Source organism: Humibacillus xanthopallidus, from assembly GCF_044793955.1.
Taxonomy (GTDB): Bacteria; Actinomycetota; Actinomycetes; order Actinomycetales; family Dermatophilaceae; genus Humibacillus; species Humibacillus xanthopallidus_C.
The window spans coordinates 276,679-294,155 of sequence record NZ_CP084995.1; the positions used below are offsets into that span (position 1 = coordinate 276,679).

Annotated in this window: 21 protein-coding genes; 11 read left to right on the plus strand and 10 right to left on the minus strand. The window is 71.5% G+C overall.

What is annotated here, in order from left to right; genetic code table 11:
* Nucleotides 1-85 precede the first annotated feature (85 nt).
* From arsB to LG278_RS01235, 4 genes are all read left to right on the plus strand, one after another.
* Complete coding sequence (arsB, locus tag LG278_RS01220; protein WP_404393499.1) at nucleotides 86-1,096, plus strand: ACR3 family arsenite efflux transporter; 1,011 nt, start codon at nucleotides 86-88, stop codon at nucleotides 1,094-1,096.
* Nucleotides 1,097-1,115: 19 nt separating this feature from the next.
* Nucleotides 1,116-1,751 (plus strand): three-helix bundle dimerization domain-containing protein, encoded by a 636-nt coding sequence (locus tag LG278_RS01225; RefSeq protein WP_404390127.1) that lies wholly within the window; start codon nucleotides 1,116-1,118, stop codon nucleotides 1,749-1,751.
* 66 nt (nucleotides 1,752-1,817) lie between these two features.
* A complete protein-coding gene (locus LG278_RS01230) occupies nucleotides 1,818-2,246 on the plus strand; it encodes an arsenate reductase ArsC (protein WP_404390129.1) in 429 nt (142 codons plus the stop codon).
* Nucleotides 2,247-2,681: 435 nt separating this feature from the next.
* Nucleotides 2,682-3,884 carry an IS30 family transposase gene (locus LG278_RS01235; protein ID WP_404390131.1) on the plus strand — a complete coding sequence of 401 codons (1,203 nt, stop codon included), beginning with the start codon at nucleotides 2,682-2,684 and terminating at the stop codon, nucleotides 3,882-3,884.
* A gap of 286 nt (nucleotides 3,885-4,170) precedes the next feature.
* Here the strand turns inward: LG278_RS01235 and LG278_RS01240 are convergent, their stop codons facing one another.
* Nucleotides 4,171-5,319 carry an ArsO family NAD(P)H-dependent flavin-containing monooxygenase gene (locus tag LG278_RS01240; protein ID WP_404390133.1) on the minus strand — a complete coding sequence of 383 codons (1,149 nt, stop codon included), beginning with the start codon at nucleotides 5,317-5,319 and terminating at the stop codon, nucleotides 4,171-4,173.
* Between the two features lie 8 nt (nucleotides 5,320-5,327).
* Nucleotides 5,328-5,681 carry an ArsR/SmtB family transcription factor gene (locus LG278_RS01245; protein WP_404390135.1) on the minus strand — a complete coding sequence of 118 codons (354 nt, stop codon included), beginning with the start codon at nucleotides 5,679-5,681 and terminating at the stop codon, nucleotides 5,328-5,330.
* A gap of 79 nt (nucleotides 5,682-5,760) precedes the next feature.
* Here LG278_RS01245 and LG278_RS01250 point away from each other — a divergent pair, with 79 nt between their 5' ends.
* A complete protein-coding gene (locus LG278_RS01250; protein WP_404390137.1) occupies nucleotides 5,761-7,212 on the plus strand; it encodes an FAD-dependent oxidoreductase in 1,452 nt (483 codons plus the stop codon).
* Here LG278_RS01250 and LG278_RS01255 read toward each other — a convergent pair.
* The gene (locus tag LG278_RS01255; protein WP_404393501.1) at nucleotides 7,194-8,906 is read right to left on the minus strand and encodes an alpha-glucosidase; all 1,713 of its coding nucleotides are present in this window, start codon (nucleotides 8,904-8,906) and stop codon (nucleotides 7,194-7,196) included. The genes LG278_RS01250 and LG278_RS01255 overlap by 19 nt on opposite strands.
* A gap of 122 nt (nucleotides 8,907-9,028) precedes the next feature.
* On the opposite strand from LG278_RS01255, the gene LG278_RS01260 reads away from it, so the two are divergent.
* On the plus strand, nucleotides 9,029-9,901 hold the full coding sequence (locus LG278_RS01260) for a lysostaphin resistance A-like protein (RefSeq protein ID WP_404390139.1): 873 nt from the start codon (nucleotides 9,029-9,031) through the stop codon (nucleotides 9,899-9,901).
* Between the two features lie 26 nt (nucleotides 9,902-9,927).
* The gene (locus LG278_RS01265; protein ID WP_404390141.1) at nucleotides 9,928-10,434 is read left to right on the plus strand and encodes a GNAT family N-acetyltransferase; all 507 of its coding nucleotides are present in this window, start codon (nucleotides 9,928-9,930) and stop codon (nucleotides 10,432-10,434) included.
* Between the two features lie 39 nt (nucleotides 10,435-10,473).
* Here the strand turns inward: LG278_RS01265 and LG278_RS01270 are convergent, their stop codons facing one another.
* Together LG278_RS01270 and LG278_RS01275 are read right to left on the minus strand one after the other, a co-directional pair.
* A complete protein-coding gene (locus LG278_RS01270; protein WP_404390143.1) occupies nucleotides 10,474-11,187 on the minus strand; it encodes a VOC family protein in 714 nt (237 codons plus the stop codon).
* 78 nt (nucleotides 11,188-11,265) lie between these two features.
* Entirely contained in the window at nucleotides 11,266-11,784 is a 519-nt protein-coding gene (locus tag LG278_RS01275) for a putative immunity protein (protein WP_404390145.1), read from the minus strand.
* Nucleotides 11,785-11,840: 56 nt separating this feature from the next.
* Here LG278_RS01275 and LG278_RS01280 point away from each other — a divergent pair, with 56 nt between their 5' ends.
* Nucleotides 11,841-12,182, plus strand: a complete 342-nt coding sequence (locus LG278_RS01280) for a DUF2200 domain-containing protein (RefSeq protein ID WP_404390147.1) — start codon at nucleotides 11,841-11,843, stop codon at nucleotides 12,180-12,182.
* 21 nt (nucleotides 12,183-12,203) lie between these two features.
* Here LG278_RS01280 and heR read toward each other — a convergent pair whose 3' ends face one another.
* The gene (gene heR / locus LG278_RS01285) at nucleotides 12,204-13,049 is read right to left on the minus strand and encodes a heliorhodopsin HeR (protein ID WP_404390149.1); all 846 of its coding nucleotides are present in this window, start codon (nucleotides 13,047-13,049) and stop codon (nucleotides 12,204-12,206) included.
* Nucleotides 13,050-13,147: 98 nt separating this feature from the next.
* On the opposite strand from heR, the gene LG278_RS01290 reads away from it, so the two are divergent.
* On the plus strand, nucleotides 13,148-13,654 hold the full coding sequence (locus tag LG278_RS01290) for a nitroreductase/quinone reductase family protein (protein WP_404390151.1): 507 nt from the start codon (nucleotides 13,148-13,150) through the stop codon (nucleotides 13,652-13,654).
* A 38-nt stretch (nucleotides 13,655-13,692) separates the two neighbouring features.
* On the plus strand, nucleotides 13,693-14,409 hold the full coding sequence (locus LG278_RS01295) for an AIM24 family protein (RefSeq protein WP_404390153.1): 717 nt from the start codon (nucleotides 13,693-13,695) through the stop codon (nucleotides 14,407-14,409).
* A gap of 8 nt (nucleotides 14,410-14,417) precedes the next feature.
* On the opposite strand, the gene LG278_RS01300 is transcribed toward LG278_RS01295, so the two are convergent.
* The 4 genes from LG278_RS01300 to LG278_RS01315 all read right to left on the minus strand — a co-directional run bounded on the left by LG278_RS01300 (nucleotide 14,418) and on the right by LG278_RS01315 (nucleotide 16,820).
* Nucleotides 14,418-14,978: a DUF1905 domain-containing protein gene (locus LG278_RS01300; protein WP_404390155.1), complete on the minus strand. Its 561-nt coding sequence runs from the start codon at nucleotides 14,976-14,978 to the stop codon at nucleotides 14,418-14,420.
* 158 nt (nucleotides 14,979-15,136) lie between these two features.
* The gene (locus LG278_RS01305; RefSeq protein WP_404390157.1) at nucleotides 15,137-15,556 is read right to left on the minus strand and encodes a YciI family protein; all 420 of its coding nucleotides are present in this window, start codon (nucleotides 15,554-15,556) and stop codon (nucleotides 15,137-15,139) included.
* 219 nt (nucleotides 15,557-15,775) lie between these two features.
* Nucleotides 15,776-16,219 carry a PA2169 family four-helix-bundle protein gene (locus tag LG278_RS01310; RefSeq protein ID WP_404390159.1) on the minus strand — a complete coding sequence of 148 codons (444 nt, stop codon included), beginning with the start codon at nucleotides 16,217-16,219 and terminating at the stop codon, nucleotides 15,776-15,778.
* 100 nt (nucleotides 16,220-16,319) lie between these two features.
* Nucleotides 16,320-16,820, minus strand: a complete 501-nt coding sequence (locus LG278_RS01315; RefSeq protein ID WP_404390161.1) for a hypothetical protein — start codon at nucleotides 16,818-16,820, stop codon at nucleotides 16,320-16,322.
* A gap of 83 nt (nucleotides 16,821-16,903) precedes the next feature.
* On the opposite strand from LG278_RS01315, the gene LG278_RS01320 reads away from it, so the two are divergent.
* Entirely contained in the window at nucleotides 16,904-17,464 is a 561-nt protein-coding gene (locus tag LG278_RS01320) for an NYN domain-containing protein (protein ID WP_404390163.1), read from the plus strand.
* Nucleotides 17,465-17,477: the final 13 nt, after the last annotated feature.

Sequence of the window (17,477 nt, forward strand, 5' to 3'; positions counted from 1 at the left end):
CGACGCGGCCACCGACGGGCACGACGCCGTCGCAGCGCGCCTGTCGACCCTCGACCGCTTCCTGCCGGTCTGGATCGGGGTCGCGATGGTCGTCGGCCTGCTGCTCGGCCGGGCCGTCCCCGGCCTCGGCGACGGGCTGGCCGCGGTCGAGATCGACGGGGTCTCGCTGCCGATCGCGCTCGGCCTGCTGGTCATGATGTATCCGGTGCTGGCCAAGGTGCGCTACGACCGGCTCGACTCGGTGACGGGCGACAAGCGGCTGCTCGTGAGCTCGCTCTTCCTCAACTGGGTGCTCGGCCCGGCGCTGATGTTTGCACTCGCGTGGATCTTCCTGCCCGACCTGCCGGCCTACCGCACCGGCCTGATCATCGTCGGGCTCGCCCGGTGCATCGCCATGGTCATCATCTGGAACGACCTCGCCTGCGGTGACCGTGAGGCGGCCGCGGTGCTCGTCGCCCTCAACTCGATCTTCCAGGTCATCGCCTTCGCGGCGCTCGGCTGGTTCTACCTCTCCGTGCTGCCGGGGTGGCTCGGTCTCGAGCAGACCGGTATCGACGCCTCGCCGTGGGACATCGCGCGCTCGGTGCTCATCTTCCTCGGCATCCCGCTGGTGGCCGGCTTCCTCTCGCGCCGCATCGGCGAGAAGCGCCGCGGCCGGGAGTGGTACGAGTCGACCTTCATCCCGCGCGTGGCTCCCTGGGCGCTCTACGGCCTGCTCTTCACGATCGTCATCCTCTTCGCCCTGCAGGGAGAGGCGATCACCTCCAACCCGCTCGACGTCGTGCGCATCGCGCTGCCGCTGCTCGTCTACTTCGCCCTCATGTGGGGTGGTGGCTTCGCGCTCGGTGCGGGGCTCGGGCTCGGCTACGAGCGCACGGCCACGCTCGCCTTCACGGCGGCCGGCAACAACTTCGAGCTCGCCATCGCGGTCGCCATCGCGACCTTCGGCGCCGCCTCCGGTCAGGCGCTGGCCGGCGTCGTCGGCCCGCTCATCGAGGTGCCGGCGCTCGTCGCTCTCGTCTACGTCAGCCTCGCGCTCCGCAAGCGCTTCAGCACCGCCACCACGACCGACCCTGCAGTGGCGCCAGGCCGCTGACGACCGAAGGACCACCCCGATGAATGTCCGTGACGCCCGGCGCACCGTGCCCGAAGAGGCCTACGACAAGATCGTCGACGACCTGACCTACCGGTATGCCGGCACGTTCGACCGCGACCGCGTGGCGGCGGCCGTGATGTCGGCACGGGCGGCCCTCGAGCCCGTCTCGCGCATCCCTGACTTCCTCCCCGTGCTCGTCGAGCGCTTCGCGAGGGACCAGCTGCTCGCGGCCGCGAAGAACGAGGGACACGTGGCGCGCACCGTGCCCGAGCTGCTCTTCGTCTGCGTGCACAACGCCGGCCGCTCCCAGATGGCGGCGGCGCTCGCCGCGCACCTCTCTGCAGGTCGCGTGCACGTGCGCTCGGCCGGGTCGGCCCCCACGGGCGTGATCCTGCCGACGGCGGTCCAGGCCCTGGCCGAGCGCGGCGTCGAGCTGAGCGAGGAGTTCCCCAAGCCCCTGACCGACGACGTTCTGCACGCCTCCGATGTCATCGTCACGATGGGCTGCGGCGACGCCTGCCCCGTCCTGCACGGCAAGCGCTACCTCGACTGGGACGTTGCCGACCCGGCCGGCCAGCCGATCGAGGTCGTGCGCGACATCCGCGACGACATCCAGGCCCGCGTCACTGTCCTGCTGCGCGACCTCGGCATCTGAGCCAGGCCTCACCCGATCTGCACCCCGACCCGACACTCTCGAGCCCGTCCTGATGCGAGGAACCCCATGACCGACAAGCCCACCGACAAGCCCAGCGTCCTCTTCGTCTGCGTTCACAACGCCGGCCGCTCCCAGATGGCCGCGGCCTACCTGGCCCACCTGTCCGCAGGCGCCGTCGAGGTGCGGTCGGCGGGCTCGGCCCCGGCCGACCAGGTCAACCCGTCGGCCGTCGCGGCGATGGCCGAAGAGGGCATCGACATCACGGCCGAGGTCCCCAAGGTCCTCACCACCGATGCCGTGCAGGAGTCCGACGTCGTCATCACGATGGGGTGCGGCGACACCTGCCCGATCTTCCCCGGCAAGCGCTACGAGGACTGGGAGCTCGAGGACCCGGCCGGCCAGGGCCTCGAGTCGGTGCGTCCGATCCGCGACGAGATCAGGCAGCGTGTGCTCGGCCTGCTCGACTCCCTCGACGTCACGCCCGTCGGTCGCTGACGTCAGGAAGTGAGCACTCGACGCAACGGCACGTCGAGTGCTCACTTTCTGACACGGCATACGCGCGGGGGTGACGTCGGGAACCGAGCACTCGACGCAACGGCACGTCGAGTGCTCACTTTCCGACACGGCATACGCGCGGGGGGTGGCGTCGGGAACTGGGCACTCGACGCAACGGACCGTCGAGTGCTCACTTTCTGACACGGCATACGCGCGGGGTGGCGTCGGGAACTGGGCACTCGACGCAACGGCACGTCGAGTGCTCGCTTTCCGACACGGCATACGCGCGGGGGGTGGCGTCGGGAACTGGGCACTCGACGCAACGGACCGTCGAGTGCTCACTTTCTGACACGGCATACGCCTTGGCTTCAGATCGTCTGCGCAACACGGATCGTGTGGAGGCAGATGATGGCTGGAAGGCCTGGGCGGTACAGCGTGGTGCAGCGGCAGCAGGCGTTGGGGCTGTTGGAGCAGGGCCTGGCGGCGTTGGAGGTGGCGCGGCGGCTCGGGGTGGACCGCCGCGCGGTGGGCCGGTGGGCCAAGGTGGCCGGTATGACGTTTCGGATGGGACCGGTCGGTGGCCTGCTGCGCCCTGCCCCGGCGGTGAGCGAGGGCGACTGGACCGACGCGCGGGGCAGGTTGACCGAGGCCGGCCGGGGCGTGATCGCGCTGCGGCTGGGTGAGGGCCGCAGCCCGGCGCGGATCGCGGCCGAGCTGGGCGTGCACCGCTCCAGCGTGTCGCGGGAGCTGACCCGTAACCGGGTCGGCGGGGTGTACTCGGTCCGGGTCGCGCAGCACCGCACCCACGCCAACCGGGCCCGGCCCCAGCCGCGGAAGCTGGACCGGCCCGAGCACGCCGCGCTGCGGGCCGAGGTCATCCAGGGGTTGAACGCGCACTGGTCCCCGCAGCAGATCCAGGGCGAGCTGGCCTTGCGCCACCCGCAGGATGAGTCCATGCAGATCTCCCACGAGACGATCTATCAGGCGCTGTACGTCCAGGGCCGCGGCAGCCTCCGCGCTGAGCTGGCCCGGGAGCAGGCGCTGCGCAGCGGCCGGACCCACCGGGTACCGGCCTCGAAGCTGGCCGCCCGGCCCCGGGGCAAGTCCTGGGTCGGGCAGGCCACCATCACCGCCCGCCCGGCCGAGGCCACCGACCGGGCCGTGCCCGGACACTGGGAAGGCGACCTGATCCTGGGCGCCGGGAACCGGACGGCCGCGATCACGCTGGTCGAACGGAGCACCCGGTACACGATGATCGCCCGGCTACCCGCCCGGCACGACGCGACCACCGTCACCGACCGGCTCATCGACATGGTCACCGCGCTGCCCGCGCACCTGCTCAAGACGCTGACCTGGGACCAAGGGTCAGAGCTGGCCGAGCACGCCCGGTTCACCGTCGCGGCCGGCTGCAACGTCTACTTCTGCGACCCGCACTCACCATGGCAACGCGGCACCAACGAGAACACCAACGGCCTGATCCGCGAGTTCTTCCCCAAAGGCATCGACTTCACCACCGTCACCGACGAACGCGTCGCCGAGGTCGAGGCGCTGCTCAACACCCGACCACGAGCCACCCTCGGCTTCCACACCCCCGCCGCTAAACTCAACCAACTACTCACCGTTGCGCAGACGAGTTGAGACCGCCCGCGCGGGGTGGCGTCGGGAACTGGGCACTCGACGCAACGGCACGTCGAGTGCTCGCTTTCCGACACGGCATACGCGCGGGGGGTGGCGTCGGGAACTGGGCACTCGACGCAACGGACCGTCGAGTGCTCACTTTCTGACACGGCATACGCGCGGGGTGGCGTCGGGAACTGAGCACTCGAGTAACGACTCCGTCGAGTGCTCACTTTCCGACACGGCCTACGCCCGGGGGTGGCGTCGGGAAGTGGGCACTCGACTGAGACGGGGCGCCGGCTGAGGGTCAGCGGGGGGTGATGCCGGGGCGGGCGAGGTCGGTCGCGATCTCACGCACGGCTTCGCGCGCGGTGCGCCCGACCCCGATGAGGGTCGCCGAGGCCGGCCCGGTCCAGTCGCCGTAGCCGACGAGGTGCAGGCGAGGCTCGTCGATCGCCTGGGTGCCGGTGGTGGCCGGGTGGGTGCCGTCGCGGCGCAGCCCGAGCGGGGCGAGGTGCGGCAGGTCCGGGCGGAAGCCCGTGCACCAGAGGATGACGTCGGCCTCCTGGCTTGACCCGTCGCCCCACTCGATGCCGGTCGGGGTGATCCGCTCGAACATCGCCTCGGCCTCCAGCACCCTGCGGTCCCGCGCATCGCGCACCGACTCGACCATGACGACGTCACCGAGCCCGGCGACTCCCCCGGGGTCGCGCTCGCCGGCATCGAGGGCTCGGCGCCGCGCCGTGGCGACGTCGAAGAGCACGCGCCCGTCGACGTCGTCGGGCAGGAACTTCGGCGGACGCAGCGTCACCCACGTCGTCTCGGCCACGAGCGAGATCTCGGCGAGCAGCTGCGCCGCGGTGTTGCCGCCACCCACGATGACGACCCGGCGACCGGCATACGGCTCGGGGCCGCGGTAGTCGGCGCTGTGCCACTGCCGGCCCGCAAAGCTCTCGATGCCCGGGTAGCGGGGCACGAAGGGGCGCCCCCACGTGCCGGTCGCGCTGACAACCGTCCGCGCGTGCCACGAGCTTGCGGGGTGGTCGGCCGCACCCGCGGTGCTGACGAGCAGCAGGCCCGAGAGGTCGTCGTCGGCCCTCGTGACGGAGGTGACCGGGTGCCCGTGCAGGACGGGCAGGTCGTAGCGCTGCTCGTAGCGCGCGAGGTAGTCGACGACGTGGGTGGCCGGCGGGTAGTCGGTGTCGGCGGCCGGCATCATCCAGCCCGGCAGGGAGGAGAAGGAGGGTGGCGAGAAGAGGCGCATCGAGGGCCACAGGTGCTGCCACGCACCACCCGGTCGCTCATTGGCATCGAGCACCACGACGTCGCGGTGTGGCGCGAAGCCCGCCCGGCGCAGGTAGTAGGCGACCGCCAGGCCGGACTGGCCGGCGCCGATGACGACGACGTCGAGCGGACGCTCCGGGTCGACGCCCGGCGGGCCCGGGCGGCTGCCCACGGCGGACCTCAGCGGGCCGGCGACAGCATGGTGGCCATCGCGTCGAGCACGCCCGGGGCAACGCGGTAGTAGACCCAGCTGCCGCGGCGCTCGGAGGTGAGCAGGCCCGCCTCGCGCAGCTTCTTGAGGTGGTGCGAGACGGTCGGTTGCGAGACCCCGACGTCCTGGATGTCGCACACGCACGCCTCGCCGTCGTCGGACGAGGCGACGTTGGCGAAGAGGCGGAGTCGCACGGGGTCGCCGAGTGCCTTGAACATGCCGGCCATCACCTCGGCGTCGCTCGCCGTGAGCGCGCCGGCGGTGACCGGGGGGCAGCACGGGACCGTCGGAGCGGAGACCTCGACCAGACCCAGATTCGACATGTGTCTATCTTGACACCCATCGAAACCGGAGGCAAGATCGTGGCATCGACGTTCGTCTAATCAGAGACCGGGAGTCATCGTGACCGACACCGCTGCCCCACCGCTGCCCACCCTCGTCATCGGCGCCGGCCCGATCGGCCTGGCCGCCGCCGCCCACCTGCTCGAGCGCGGGCAGGACCCGCTCGTCGTCGAGCGCGGCCCCCACGCCGCGACGTCGGTGCGCGCCTGGGGGCACGTCCGCCTCTTCTCGCGGTGGTCCGAGCTCGTCGACCCCGCAGCGGCCCGCCTGCTCGAGCCGACCGGCTGGACCGCGCCTGACGGCGACGGCTACCCGACCGGCGCCGAGTGGGCCGAGCTCTACCTCCAGCCGCTCGCCGACGCCCTGGGCGACCGTGTCAGCTATGGCAGCGCCGTCACGGGCGTGGCGCGTCGGGGTCGCGACCGGGTCGTCGACTCCGGGCGCTCCGAGCAGCCCTTCACCGTGCACCTGCGGTCAGCCGACGGCGGCGAGCGCCGCCTGCAGGCCCGTGCCGTCGTCGACGCGTCCGGCACCTTCACGACCCCCAACCCCCTCGGCAGCGACGGCTACCCCGCCGCGGGCGAGCGCTCCGAGAGCGAGCACGTCTCCTACCTCGTGCCCGACATCGACGACCCCGCCGACGTCGCCCGCTACGGCGGCCGGCGAACGGCCGTGGTCGGCTCGGGCCACTCCGCTCTGACCGCCCTCGTGGCGCTCGCGATCCTTGCGGAGCGGGTGCCCGGCACGACCGCCGTGTGGGTGCTGCGCCGTGGCGCCGTCGGGTCGGTCTTCGGCGGCGGTGACGCCGACGAGCTGCCCGCGCGCGGTGCGCTCGGGGTGCGGGCCCGCGAGGCCGTCGCGGCCGGGCACATCGAGGTCGTCACCGGCTTCCGCACCGAGGCGCTCGAGCGCCGGTCCGGCGGTGGCGCCGGTGTCGATGGTGCCGGCGATGCCGGCCACCCGGCGACCTCCGCGCCGACGCTCACCCTGGTCAGCGAGGACGGCCGGCGCATCGAAGGGCTCGACGAGGTCGTCGGGCTGACCGGCTTCCGCCCCGACCACTCGGTCATGTCCGAGCTGCGCCTCGGTCTCGACGCCCGACTCGAGGCGCCGCTCGCGCTCGCCCCTCTCATCGACCCCAACGTCCACTCGTGCGGCACCGTCTATCCCCACGGCGCTGCCGAGCTCGCGCACGACGAGGAGGGCGTCTTCGTCGTCGGCATGAAGAGCTACGGCCGCGCCCCGACGTTCCTCGCGATGACGGGCTACGAGCAGGTGCGCTCCGTCGCGGCAGCGCTCGCCGGTGACGACGCTGCCGCGCGCCGCGTCGAGCTCACGCTCCCCGAGACCGGGGTATGCGGCGGGGCGGGGCTCTTCGACGCCGACGACTCGCTGCTCGCGGGCTCCACCGACTCGGCCGGCGGTGGCTGCTGTGCCCCGGCGCCGGCCCTCCTGCAGATCGGGTCGCCGGCGCGAGAGGTGCCGGTCCCGGCTCAGTCCTGCAACGCGTAGACGCGCGACTCCCACGGAGCGAGATCGAGCCCCGTGCGGCCGGGGTGGGTGGCGAGCAGCACCTCAGCGCCGGCGAGCGGGGGGAGGTCGTCGGGAACGGCCGTCACGGCATACGACGAGCAGTTGGCGAGCACGAGCAGTCGCTCACGTCCGAGGGTGCGGGTGATGACCCACAGCTGCTCGTGGTCGGGCAGCAGCAGCTCGAAGCGGCCGTCGACGACGACGGGGTGGGTGTGCCGGAGCGCGATGAGGTCCCGGTAGTGCGCCAGAACGGAGCGCGGATCTGCCTGTGCCGCAACGACGTTGATCGTCGTGTGGTTGGGGTTGACTGGGAGCCAAGGCTCGCCGGTCGTGAAGCCGCCGTGTGCCGTGTCGTCCCACTGCATCGGCGTTCGAGCGTTGTCGCGACTCTTGACGGCGAGTGACCTCAGCACGGTCTCGGGGTCGACGCCGAGCACGAGCGCGGCCGCGTGGTAGTTGACCGACTCGATGTCGCGGTAGTGCTCGATCTCGGCGAAGGCGGCGTTGGTCATGCCGAGCTCCTCGCCCTGGTAGACGTAGGGCGTGCCACGGTGCAGGTGCAGCACCGTCGCGAGGGTCTTGGCGGAGTGGACGCGGTGCTCCTCACTGTCGTCACCGAAGCGCGACACCGCTCGTGGCTGGTCGTGGTTGTTCCAGTAGAGCGAGTTCCAGCCGACGTCGGCGAGCCCGACCTGCCACGACTCGAGGTTGCGCTTGAGCACCGGCAGGGGCAGGTCGGCCAGGTCCCACTTCACCCCGCCCGGGGCGACGTCGAGGTCGACGTGCTCGAAGGTGAAGACCATGTTGAGCTCGTCTCGGCTCGGGTCGGTCACCCGGCGCGCCACCTCGATCGTCGAGCCGGGCATCTCGCCGACGCTGAGCAGGTGCTGGTCGGTGAGGCCGACCTCGCGGTTCATCTCGGCAAGGAACTCGTCGAGCCGCGGGCCGTTGGCCGAGCCCGGGAAGGCCGACCCGTGCGGCTGGCCCGGTGCCTGGGGTCCGTCGGGCAGGGAGACGTCCTTGGAGATGAAGTTGATGACGTCCATCCGGAAGCCGTCGACGCCCCGCTCGACCCACCAGCGCATCATCGCGTAGACGGCCTGGCGCACCTCGGGGTTCTCCCAGTTGAGGTCGGGCTGCTTCGGCGAGAAGAGGTGGAGGTAGTACTCCCCGCTCTGCTCGTCGAGGTGCCAGGCGGGCCCGGAGAACGCTGCGCCCCAGTTGTTGGGCTCAGCGCCCGGAGTGCCCGGCTCGTGGCCATCGCGAGCCGGCCGCCACCAGTACCAGTCGCGCTTGGGCGAGCTCGGGTCGCGCGACTCGACGAACCACGGGTGCTCGTCGGAGGTGTGGTTGACGACGAGGTCCATGACGAGCCGCAGCCCGCGCTCGTGGCAGCCGGCGATGAGGGCGTCGAGGTCGGCGAGGGTGCCGAAGAGCGGGTCGACGTCCTGGTAGTCGCTGATGTCGTAACCGTTGTCGTCCATCGGCGAGCGGTAGACGGGCGAGAGCCACAGCACGTCGATGCCGAGCTCGGCCAGGTAGTCGAGCCGCGACGTGATGCCCGGCAGGTCGCCGATGCCGTCGCCGTCACTGTCGGCGAAGGAGCGGGGATAGATCTGGTAGACCACCGCGCTGCGCCACCAGTCCGCGGGACGGTCGGCGGGGGCGGGCACGGTGGCGTTGGTCACAGGCGGGCTCGTCGGCGAGGTCACGCGACGATCCTTCCAGCGTGCCGAGGGCTTGGCGAGGCCTCGGCCACAGGCCGTCCACAGGTTGTCGTGGGATGATGGAAGCGATGACGACGCCTCTCCTGACCGCCTCCGCCACCCCCGCCGCTGCTGCCCACCCGCGCGGCGGACCGGCCCGTGGCTCGGTCGGCGGCTCGGTCGGAAGCACGGTCGTCAGTTCGGACGCCCATCACCACGCCGCGGTCACGCAGCGGCGCCTGGCGCTCATCGCCCGCGGTCGCAGGGGCCGCCTCGTCTCGACGATCGCCGTGGTCTTCGCCCTCGTCGGCGTCAACCTCGCCAACCACGTGCTCGGCTGGGACACCATGTGGCTCGGCCCCGCGGGCGCCGTGGGCCTGCTCCTCTTCGCCCGCTGGCAGGGCTTGTCCTGGCAGCAGCTCGGCCTCGCCCGGCACACCCACGCCAAGGGCATCCGGTGGGGGCTGGGCGTCATCGCGGTCGTCGCCGCCGTCTATCTCGTCGGGGTGCTGCTCCCCTCGACCCGCACGGCCTTCCTCGACGCGCGCTACCACCTGCCGCCCGCCGGCGCCCTGGTGACCGCGTTCGTCCTCATCCCGGTCGGCACGATCCTGCTCGAGGAGGTGGCCTTCCGGTCGGTCCTCTGGGGCTTCCTGTCGCGTCACGCCCGTATGTGGCAGGTGCTCGTCGGCTCCTCGCTCCTCTTCGGGCTGTGGCACGTGCTGCCGGCGGCCGCGTCCGCGACGGGCAACGCCGCGATCGGTGGCGCGTTCGCCGCACTCGGCCCGTTCGCCAAGATCGGGGTCATCGTCGGCACGGTGCTCTTCACCGCCGTCGGGGGACTCGTCGCCGGCGAGCTGCGCCGGCGCACCGGCAGCCTCTTCGCGAGCGTCGGCATGCACTGGGCGACCAACGCGCTCGGCGTGCTCTTCGGTCTCGTCGCCTGGCAGCTCGCGGGCTGAGCGGGCGCCCGGGCAGACTGCTCGGCATGGAGCACACCGTCCGGGCCGCGCAGCCCGGTGACTACGACCAGCTCGGCGAGCTGACCGCGGCCGCCTACCTCGACGACGGGCTGCTCATGCGTGGCCGCGACAGCCCTTACCTCGCGGTGCTGCGCGACGTGGCCCACCGGGCTGCGCACGGTGAGGTGCTCGTCGCCGTCGATGCCGGCGGGCGGGTGCTGGGCGGCGTCACCTTCGTGCCCGGGCCGGGCCCCTTCGCCGACCTCGCCCGCGAGGGAGAGGCGGAGTTCCGCACCCTCGCCGTCGCGCCGGCCGGGCGCGGCAGCGGGGTCGGTGCGACCCTCGTGCAGGAGTGCATCGACCGTGCCCGGGCGCTCGGCCGCCGCCGGCTCGTGCTGTCGACGCAACCGACGATGTATGCCGCCCAGCGGGTCTACGAGCGCGCCGGCTTCAGGAGGGCGCCGGGTCGCGACTGGTCGCCCGTGCCCGGGCTGATGCTGATGGCCTACGAGCTCGACCTCGCCCACAGCTGAGCGCCAGGCGGCGACGCGGCCCTCGGCGGACGAAGGGCGTCAGCGTGGGGTCAGGACGCAGAACTCGTTGCCGTCGGGGTCGGCCATCACCACCCAGCTGACCTCGCCCTGGCCCAGGTCGAGACGTCTGGCGCCCAGGGCCACGAGGCGGTCGACCTCGGCGGCCTGGTCGCCGTCCGGCCCCGGGGCGAGGTGCAGGTGCAGCCTGTTCTTCCCGGTCTTGGGCGCGACGGGCGGGCCGCCCCACGCGACCTTCGCACCGCCGCGCGGTGACTGGATCGCGGTCTCCTCGTCCTGGTCCCAGACCAGAGGCCAGCCGGTCGCCGCGCTCCAGAAGAGCCCCACGTCCCGCGTCCCGTCGCAGGCGAGCTCTGCGAGGAAGCCGCACCCGGCGAGGTAGGCGTTGCCCGGCTCGATGACGCAGAACTCGTTGCCCTCCGGGTCCGCGAGCACCACGTGACCCTCCTCGGGCAGCTGCCCGACGTCGAGGTGCCGGCCGCCGAGCTCCAGCGCGCGAGCCACGATCCGCTGCTGGTCGTCGAGGGAGGTGCTCGTCAGGTGGAGGTGGATCTGGTTGCGACCGGACTTCTCCGCGCGGGTCGGCCGGAAGGTGAGCTCGAAGCCCGGGTCGTCGCTCGGCGGCAGGGTGATCCCGTCATCGGAGACGTCGCGGTCGAGCAACCCCGCCCAGAAGCGGGACAGGGCCTGCGGGTCGATCGCATCGACGCAGAGCGCCACGAGGTGAACGGTCACCGTGCCCACGCTAGGCCGGTCGGCGAGCGCCCGGCAACGGCATTGCGCGCCGCGGGTGCCGCGGGTGCCGGGGGACGGTCAGTCGTCGAAGGCGTTCCAGCAGATGGCGCTGCGGCGTCGCTGGTCGTCGAGCACGAGCTCGCGCACTGCGGGTGGGAGCCGCTCGCGCTGCCACTGCCGCTCCTGCGCGCGGGCGAGGTCGGCGGCGTCGGTCGGCACGCTCGCACCCACCGCCCTGATGGCGTATGCCGCGGCGCCCAGATCGTGCGCCGCGACGTGGGCGACGGCGACCGCCTGACCTGCCGACAGCGCAGCGAACTTCACCGGGTCGGGCATCCCCCGAGCCGCAGCGTTGGCCACGAAGGCCGCCTGGTGAGCATCACGCATACGCACCTCCTCCCGGACCCAGGCGTGACCGATCTCAAGAGCGTCACGGGGTCGGGTGTCGTCGGGTCGGTGCTGCTCGAAGAGCGGCAGCACGTGCTCGGCGCACGCGAGCGCCCACTCGGCGAGCAGCCGGTGGTGCTCGTCCGTCAGCGTGCCACCGCGCCGGATGGTGATCAGCCGGGGGTCGCGCTCTGTCGAGAGGATCGGCACCCTGCCATTGCTACCACGGCCTCGCCGCCATGCGCTTCGGGACTACCCTCACGCAGATGAGCAGGATCTTCACGACGAGCTTCGCCTCGGTCTATCCGCACTACGTGGCCAAGGTCGAGCGAAAGGGTCGCTCGAAGGCCGAGCTGGACGCGGTGATCGAGTGGCTCACCGGCTACGACGAGGCAGCCCTCACCGGTCATCTCGCGGCAGGCACCACGTTCGAGGACTTCTTTGCCGAGGCGTCGCTCAACCCGCGCGTCACCTCGATCACCGGCGTCGTGTGCGGGGTGCGCGTCGAGGACGTCGAGGACCCGCTGATGCAGAAGATCCGCTACCTCGACAAGCTCGTCGACGAGATCGCCAAGGGCCGGCCGATGGACAAGGTGCTGAGGACCTGACGCACCGCACAGCACGCTGACTCACCCGATGAGGACGTTGGCGAAGACCTGCCAGGCCAGCAGGCTCTTCGCCACGAGGCTGAGGACGATGTAGGTGCGCTCCCCCGTCAGGTAGTCCCGCCACCGGCCGACCTGCCTGAACTGGAGCCACTGGTTGACGGCGAAGCTGTTGAAGAACACGAAGAGCGAACCGATGATCCCGTAGACGAATCCGGGCGGGCCCGGGCCGTCGAGGACGGCCACGTTGACGAAGAGGTAGGTGGCGGCGGCGAGCCACGGGCCCACTCCCGCGATGCAGCCGAACCAGAAGGGCGTCCACCACGCGCGGTGCCCGCGGGCCGGCTGCCCCTCCTTGCCGTGCATCAAGCCGTTGTTGGACATCTCCATCAGCCAGCCGAAAAGGATCATCGAGACGTTGGCGATGCCGAGCCCGATCAGCGCCGCGACGTCGGAGATCCCCAGCACCAGGCTGATGAGGATGATCATGAGCGTCGAGGAGAGGCTGTACTCCACCCAGCGGAAGCGGTTGCGCCCCTGGGACAGCTCGTCGACGTAGCGCGGGAAGCCCCACGGCGAGGCGATCAGGAAGTGGAAGAACGCCGAGAGGAAGAGGAAGGATGCGGTCGCCACTCCCAAGGGCAGGTCGAAGACGAGGTTGGTGACGCCCTGGGAGAGCGGCGTCCCCGGCGGTCCGCCCAGGGCGAAGGTCGACACGGGCAGCGTGAAGTCGTTGCTGAGAGCGACCATGGCCGAGGCGGATGCCAGGTGCAGGAGTCCCATGACCACGTTGAAGATCCGCAGGCGCTTGGCGGGGTTGGTCCCCACGTCGACGGATCGGGTGTGCAGCTCCAGGGGGTGGGTGTCCATCACGCAGTCTCCCACCCGGAGGCACGGCGACCAGCAGGCTTCGACACCCGGACCTCTGGCCCTGGCGCAGGACGGTGCCTCGGCGTCACCCTGAGCTCATGACCGGTGATCGTGAGGGGCACGCAGCGCAGACCCGTCGAGGGCGGGCACGACTTCAGCCGCGGTGGTTCATCGTGGCGTTCTGGCACGGCCACCGCGCGCTGTTGCGCCTGACCGGCGGCCGGTTCGGTCTGTGGAGGCCGAAGCCGGGCGGGTGGGGGACGCTGTGGCTCACCACGACGGGCCGACGCAGCGGGGCGCCACGACGCGTCGTCCTCGGCTACGTCGAGGACGACGGCAACCTGGTCACGATGGCGATGAACGGGTGGGGCCCGGCCGAACCCGCGTGGTGGCTGAACCTGCAGGCTCATCCGGACGCCGTCGCCCAGACCCGCGACGGAGCGCGACCGGTCCGGGCTCGGCGCGCCGAGGGCGAGGAGCGCGTGCGGCTCTGGTCCAGGTGGGCCGAGATCGACAAGGACCTCGACGACTTCGCCGCGCGGCGGCCCACCGAGACCGCCGTCGTCGTCCTCGAGCGGCGCGACGGACCCGACCCGGCCGGCTGAACCAGCGGCCGAGGGACGTCCGGGCTAGGTTTCAAGACATGAGGACACAGATCACCGGCAGCGTCATGCCCCTGCTCGAGGTCACTCTGAGCGGGGGTGAGCAGATCATCGCCGAGGGAGGCGAGGTCGCCTGGCTGACGCCGGGCTTCGAGATGGAGACCTCGACACGGTTCGGGTCCGGGGGCCGCGGCGGGTTCATGAGCGGCCTGAAGCGAGTGCTCGGTGGTGGCCAGCTCTTCCTGACCGAATACACCGCGCCGTCCTCCGGGGGCGCCGTGACGTTCGCAGCCCGGCTGCCTGGCACCATCAAGGAGCTGCGCATCGACGCCGCCGACGCCTTCATGGTGCAGTCGGACTCCTACACCTGCAGCACCGGTGGGGTGGAGGTCTCGGTCGGGCTGCAGCGCAAGCTCGGCGCGGGCATCTTCGGCGGCGCCGGCCTGGTGTTCCAGAAGCTCTCCGGCAGCGGCACCGCCTGGGTGCAGCTCTCCGGCGAGGTCCTCGAGCTCGAGCTCGCCGCCGGCCAGTCGATGCTGATCCACCCCGGGCACCTGGCGCTCTTCCGCGCGGAGATGAACTTCGAGTTCGCGTCCATGAAGGGCGTCAAGAACAAGCTCTTCGGCGACTCGCTCCTGCTCGCGCAGATCCACGGGCCCGGTCACGTATGGCTGCAGTCGATGACTCCGGCAAAGCTCGCGGGCGCCATCGAGCCCTACCTCCCGGACAAGACCACCACGACCACCACGAGCTCCTAGTCGGCTGCTCAGGAGGGCTCGCGCAGCTTGCCGCTCCTCGCGAGGTCCGGGTCGGTGCACGACGCGAGGTCGAAGCAGCAGGGGCGGCGCTTGCCGCCGTCCATCTTCGAGAGGCTCACCTCGACCCGCCGTTGCCGGGTCTGGGGGTTCGCGGTCGCCTGCACCCAGCGGACCCACTCCCACCTGGCCATCGGCGTGATGTCCTGCCAGACGTCCTGGATCTTCGCCGGCGCGTCGGCGAGGGCCGAGGCGAGATCGTCGGGGACCTCCGGCTCCGGCCAGTCGGGCACCACGTGGAGGGATGCCTCGGCGATGTCGCCCGGGCTGACTCCGGCAGCCCGCTGGAGGGCCTCGTCGACGCGGATCCAGTGGCCACGGCGGCCGTCCGGCTCGACGACGGTGTCGAAGCGGTGCCCCGCCAGGGAGGCCTGCACGGCGACCTGCCCACGCGACGGCAGCTGCTCGCTGGCTGCCTGGGGCAGGCGGACGATGACCGTGTCCTCGATGGTGCACAGCTCGGCGGCGAAGCTGATCGGCTCTCGCGCGGACGACCGGGACGCGGGTGGCATGCACGACCTCCATCGGTGAGCGGACTCCCAGGCTCGGGACGCGACCGCACCTGGTCCCTGCTCGAGCCATCCTCCGCGCGCGCCGGTTTGCCGTCAACCGCTCGCGGCCGGGCCCGCCGAGCGCTCGCCGCTCGGCTCGGCCGAGCCGAGCCCGTCGCTCACTCGGCCGGGCTCGGTGGCTCCGTCCGTGGCTCCGTCCGTGGCTCCGTGTGTGTCTGGGTCTGTGTCTGGGGCTGGGGCTTGAAGCGGCGGACCTCATGGGGCCAGCCGCACGCCTCGGCGATCTTGCCCGCCCACATCGTCGCGGCCTCGTCGTCGGGCACGTCGACCACGGCGAACCCGCCCAGGAACTCCTTCGTCTCCACGTAGGGTCCGTCGGTGATGACCACCGAGCCGCCGGTGGGGTCGGCGCTGAACACCGGGCCGTCCTCCTCCTCCAGACCCCCGGCGAAGACGTAGACACCGGCCTCCTTCATCTCACCGACGACCCCCATCGCGAGCGGTCCGCGTCCGCGGAACCACTCCTCGGTGTGGTCGCCCACCCACTGCTGGTTGAAGTACAAGAGGTACTCGGCCACGACTACTCCTTTTGCTCGGACGGCCCCCGTGGACCGCGCTCACCCACTCCACGAACGGCACCACCCGCATACGACACGGTTGGACCGGGAAGCAGACACCGATTCTGGCTCCGTCGCGGACACGCGAACACCCCTCCACGGGCTGGGCCCGTGGAGGGGTGTCGATAGCCTCGAGCGTCGGTGATGGCGCGACGCCGCGGCGTTGCAGTGCGGGCGAGGTCAGTCCGCGACGTGCAGCGCCTTGACCTCGTCGCGAGCGGCGACGACCGCGGCGTGCTGACGGCTCACGACCTCGCGGAAACCCGCGCTGAGGTCCTGCTCGAGGGCCTTCTCGTACTCCGACACCGCGTGGTCCTCGCCGGTGACGGCCGCGCCGAGGACGCTGCCGGCGTCGTCACCGGTCAGCGCGTCCTTGAGCGAGATCCACCCGCGGTGCAGGGCCGCGACGGCCGATCCGCTCTCGTCGACGTCATCGCCGTAGGCATCTCCGAGAGCGACGATCTCGCGGCGGAAGCCCGCGCGCTGCTCGCACAGACCCTGCAGGGTCGTGGCCCACGCGGGGTGGTCGCTGTCTCGCAGCTTCTCGGCAGCGGAGGCGAAACCCCGCTCGCCGTCCTTCAGGGTCTCAACGAGGTCCTTGGCAACCTTCTCGTCATCCGACATGTGCGCTCCTTAGGTCAGTGGGCAGGTCGTTCGAGTCCTACCCGCCTCACAGAAGGCACAACCATGACGCCGAGGCCTGCGGGCCTCGCCGGCGGTCGTGTCAGCAGCCGTCGCCGACCGCGGCGCTCAGGGCGCGGACCGCGTCACCGAGCGCCCGGGCATCGGTGCCCACGGTTGCCAGGGTCGTGGCCGATGGTGCCTGCACCGCCGCCTGGAGGCTCGACTGCAGGCGAGTGCTCGCGGCCTTGAGCGCGTCGACCTGGCTCGAGTACTGCGCCGAGGCATCGGCCGGCAGCTGCTGGAGGGTGGCCTGCATGGTGGCGAGCTCCGTCGTCAGGGTCGCGAGCGCGCCCTGGCCGATCTCGATGGAGGCGATCTTGTCAGCGGACGCGCGCAGCGCCGTGACGTCGGCGCACACCGCTGGCGTCGTGCTGTCCGTGGTGCTGGGCGTCGGGCTGTCTGTCGTGCTGGCTGTCAAGGCACTCGAGGTGGCGGTGCCGCCCGATGGGGTCGCACCCTCCTGGCTGCTGCAGGCCGAGGCCCCCGCCCCGAGCGCGAGCATGCACAGGACCGAAGCTGCGATCTGCCGAGGTGTCGTCATGCCATCCAGCCTTCGCCTCGGGCGGTCCTTCCACCTCCCCCGCAACGGATGATTCCGGCCGCTGCGACCGTAGGCTTCGCCCCATGGGTGGAGAACCTCGCATCACGTACGTCCTGATCGATGGGGAGAACATCGACGCCACGCTCGGCACGTCGATCCTCGGTCGGCGTCCGCGACCTGAGGAGCGCCCGAGGTGGGAGCGCCTGCTGCAGTTCGCGCAGGAGCTGTGGGGACAGCCGGCGGCTGGGCTCTTCTTCCTCGCCGCCAACAACGAGCTGCCGATGCCCTTCGTCCAGGCCCTGATGGCGATCGGCTACCGACCGGTCCCCCTCTCCGGCGCCCCGGGCGAGAAGGTGGTCGACATCGCCATCCAGCGGACGTTGGCCGAGATCCGTCGTCGTGAGGCGGACGTGCTCCTGGTCAGCAACGACGGGGACTTCGTCGACCAGGTGCGCGACCTGCTGGACGGCCGTCGGGTCGGGGTGGTCGGCTTCCAGGAGTTCCGCAGCAACGCGTTCCTGGCGCTCAAGGAGCAGGGTCTGGCGACCTACGACCTCGAGTACGAGGTGCAGGCGTTCAAGGAGCCGCTGCCGCGCGTGCGGATCATCGCGATCGACGACTTCGACCCCGTGGACTTCCTCTAGGTCCGGCAGCTGC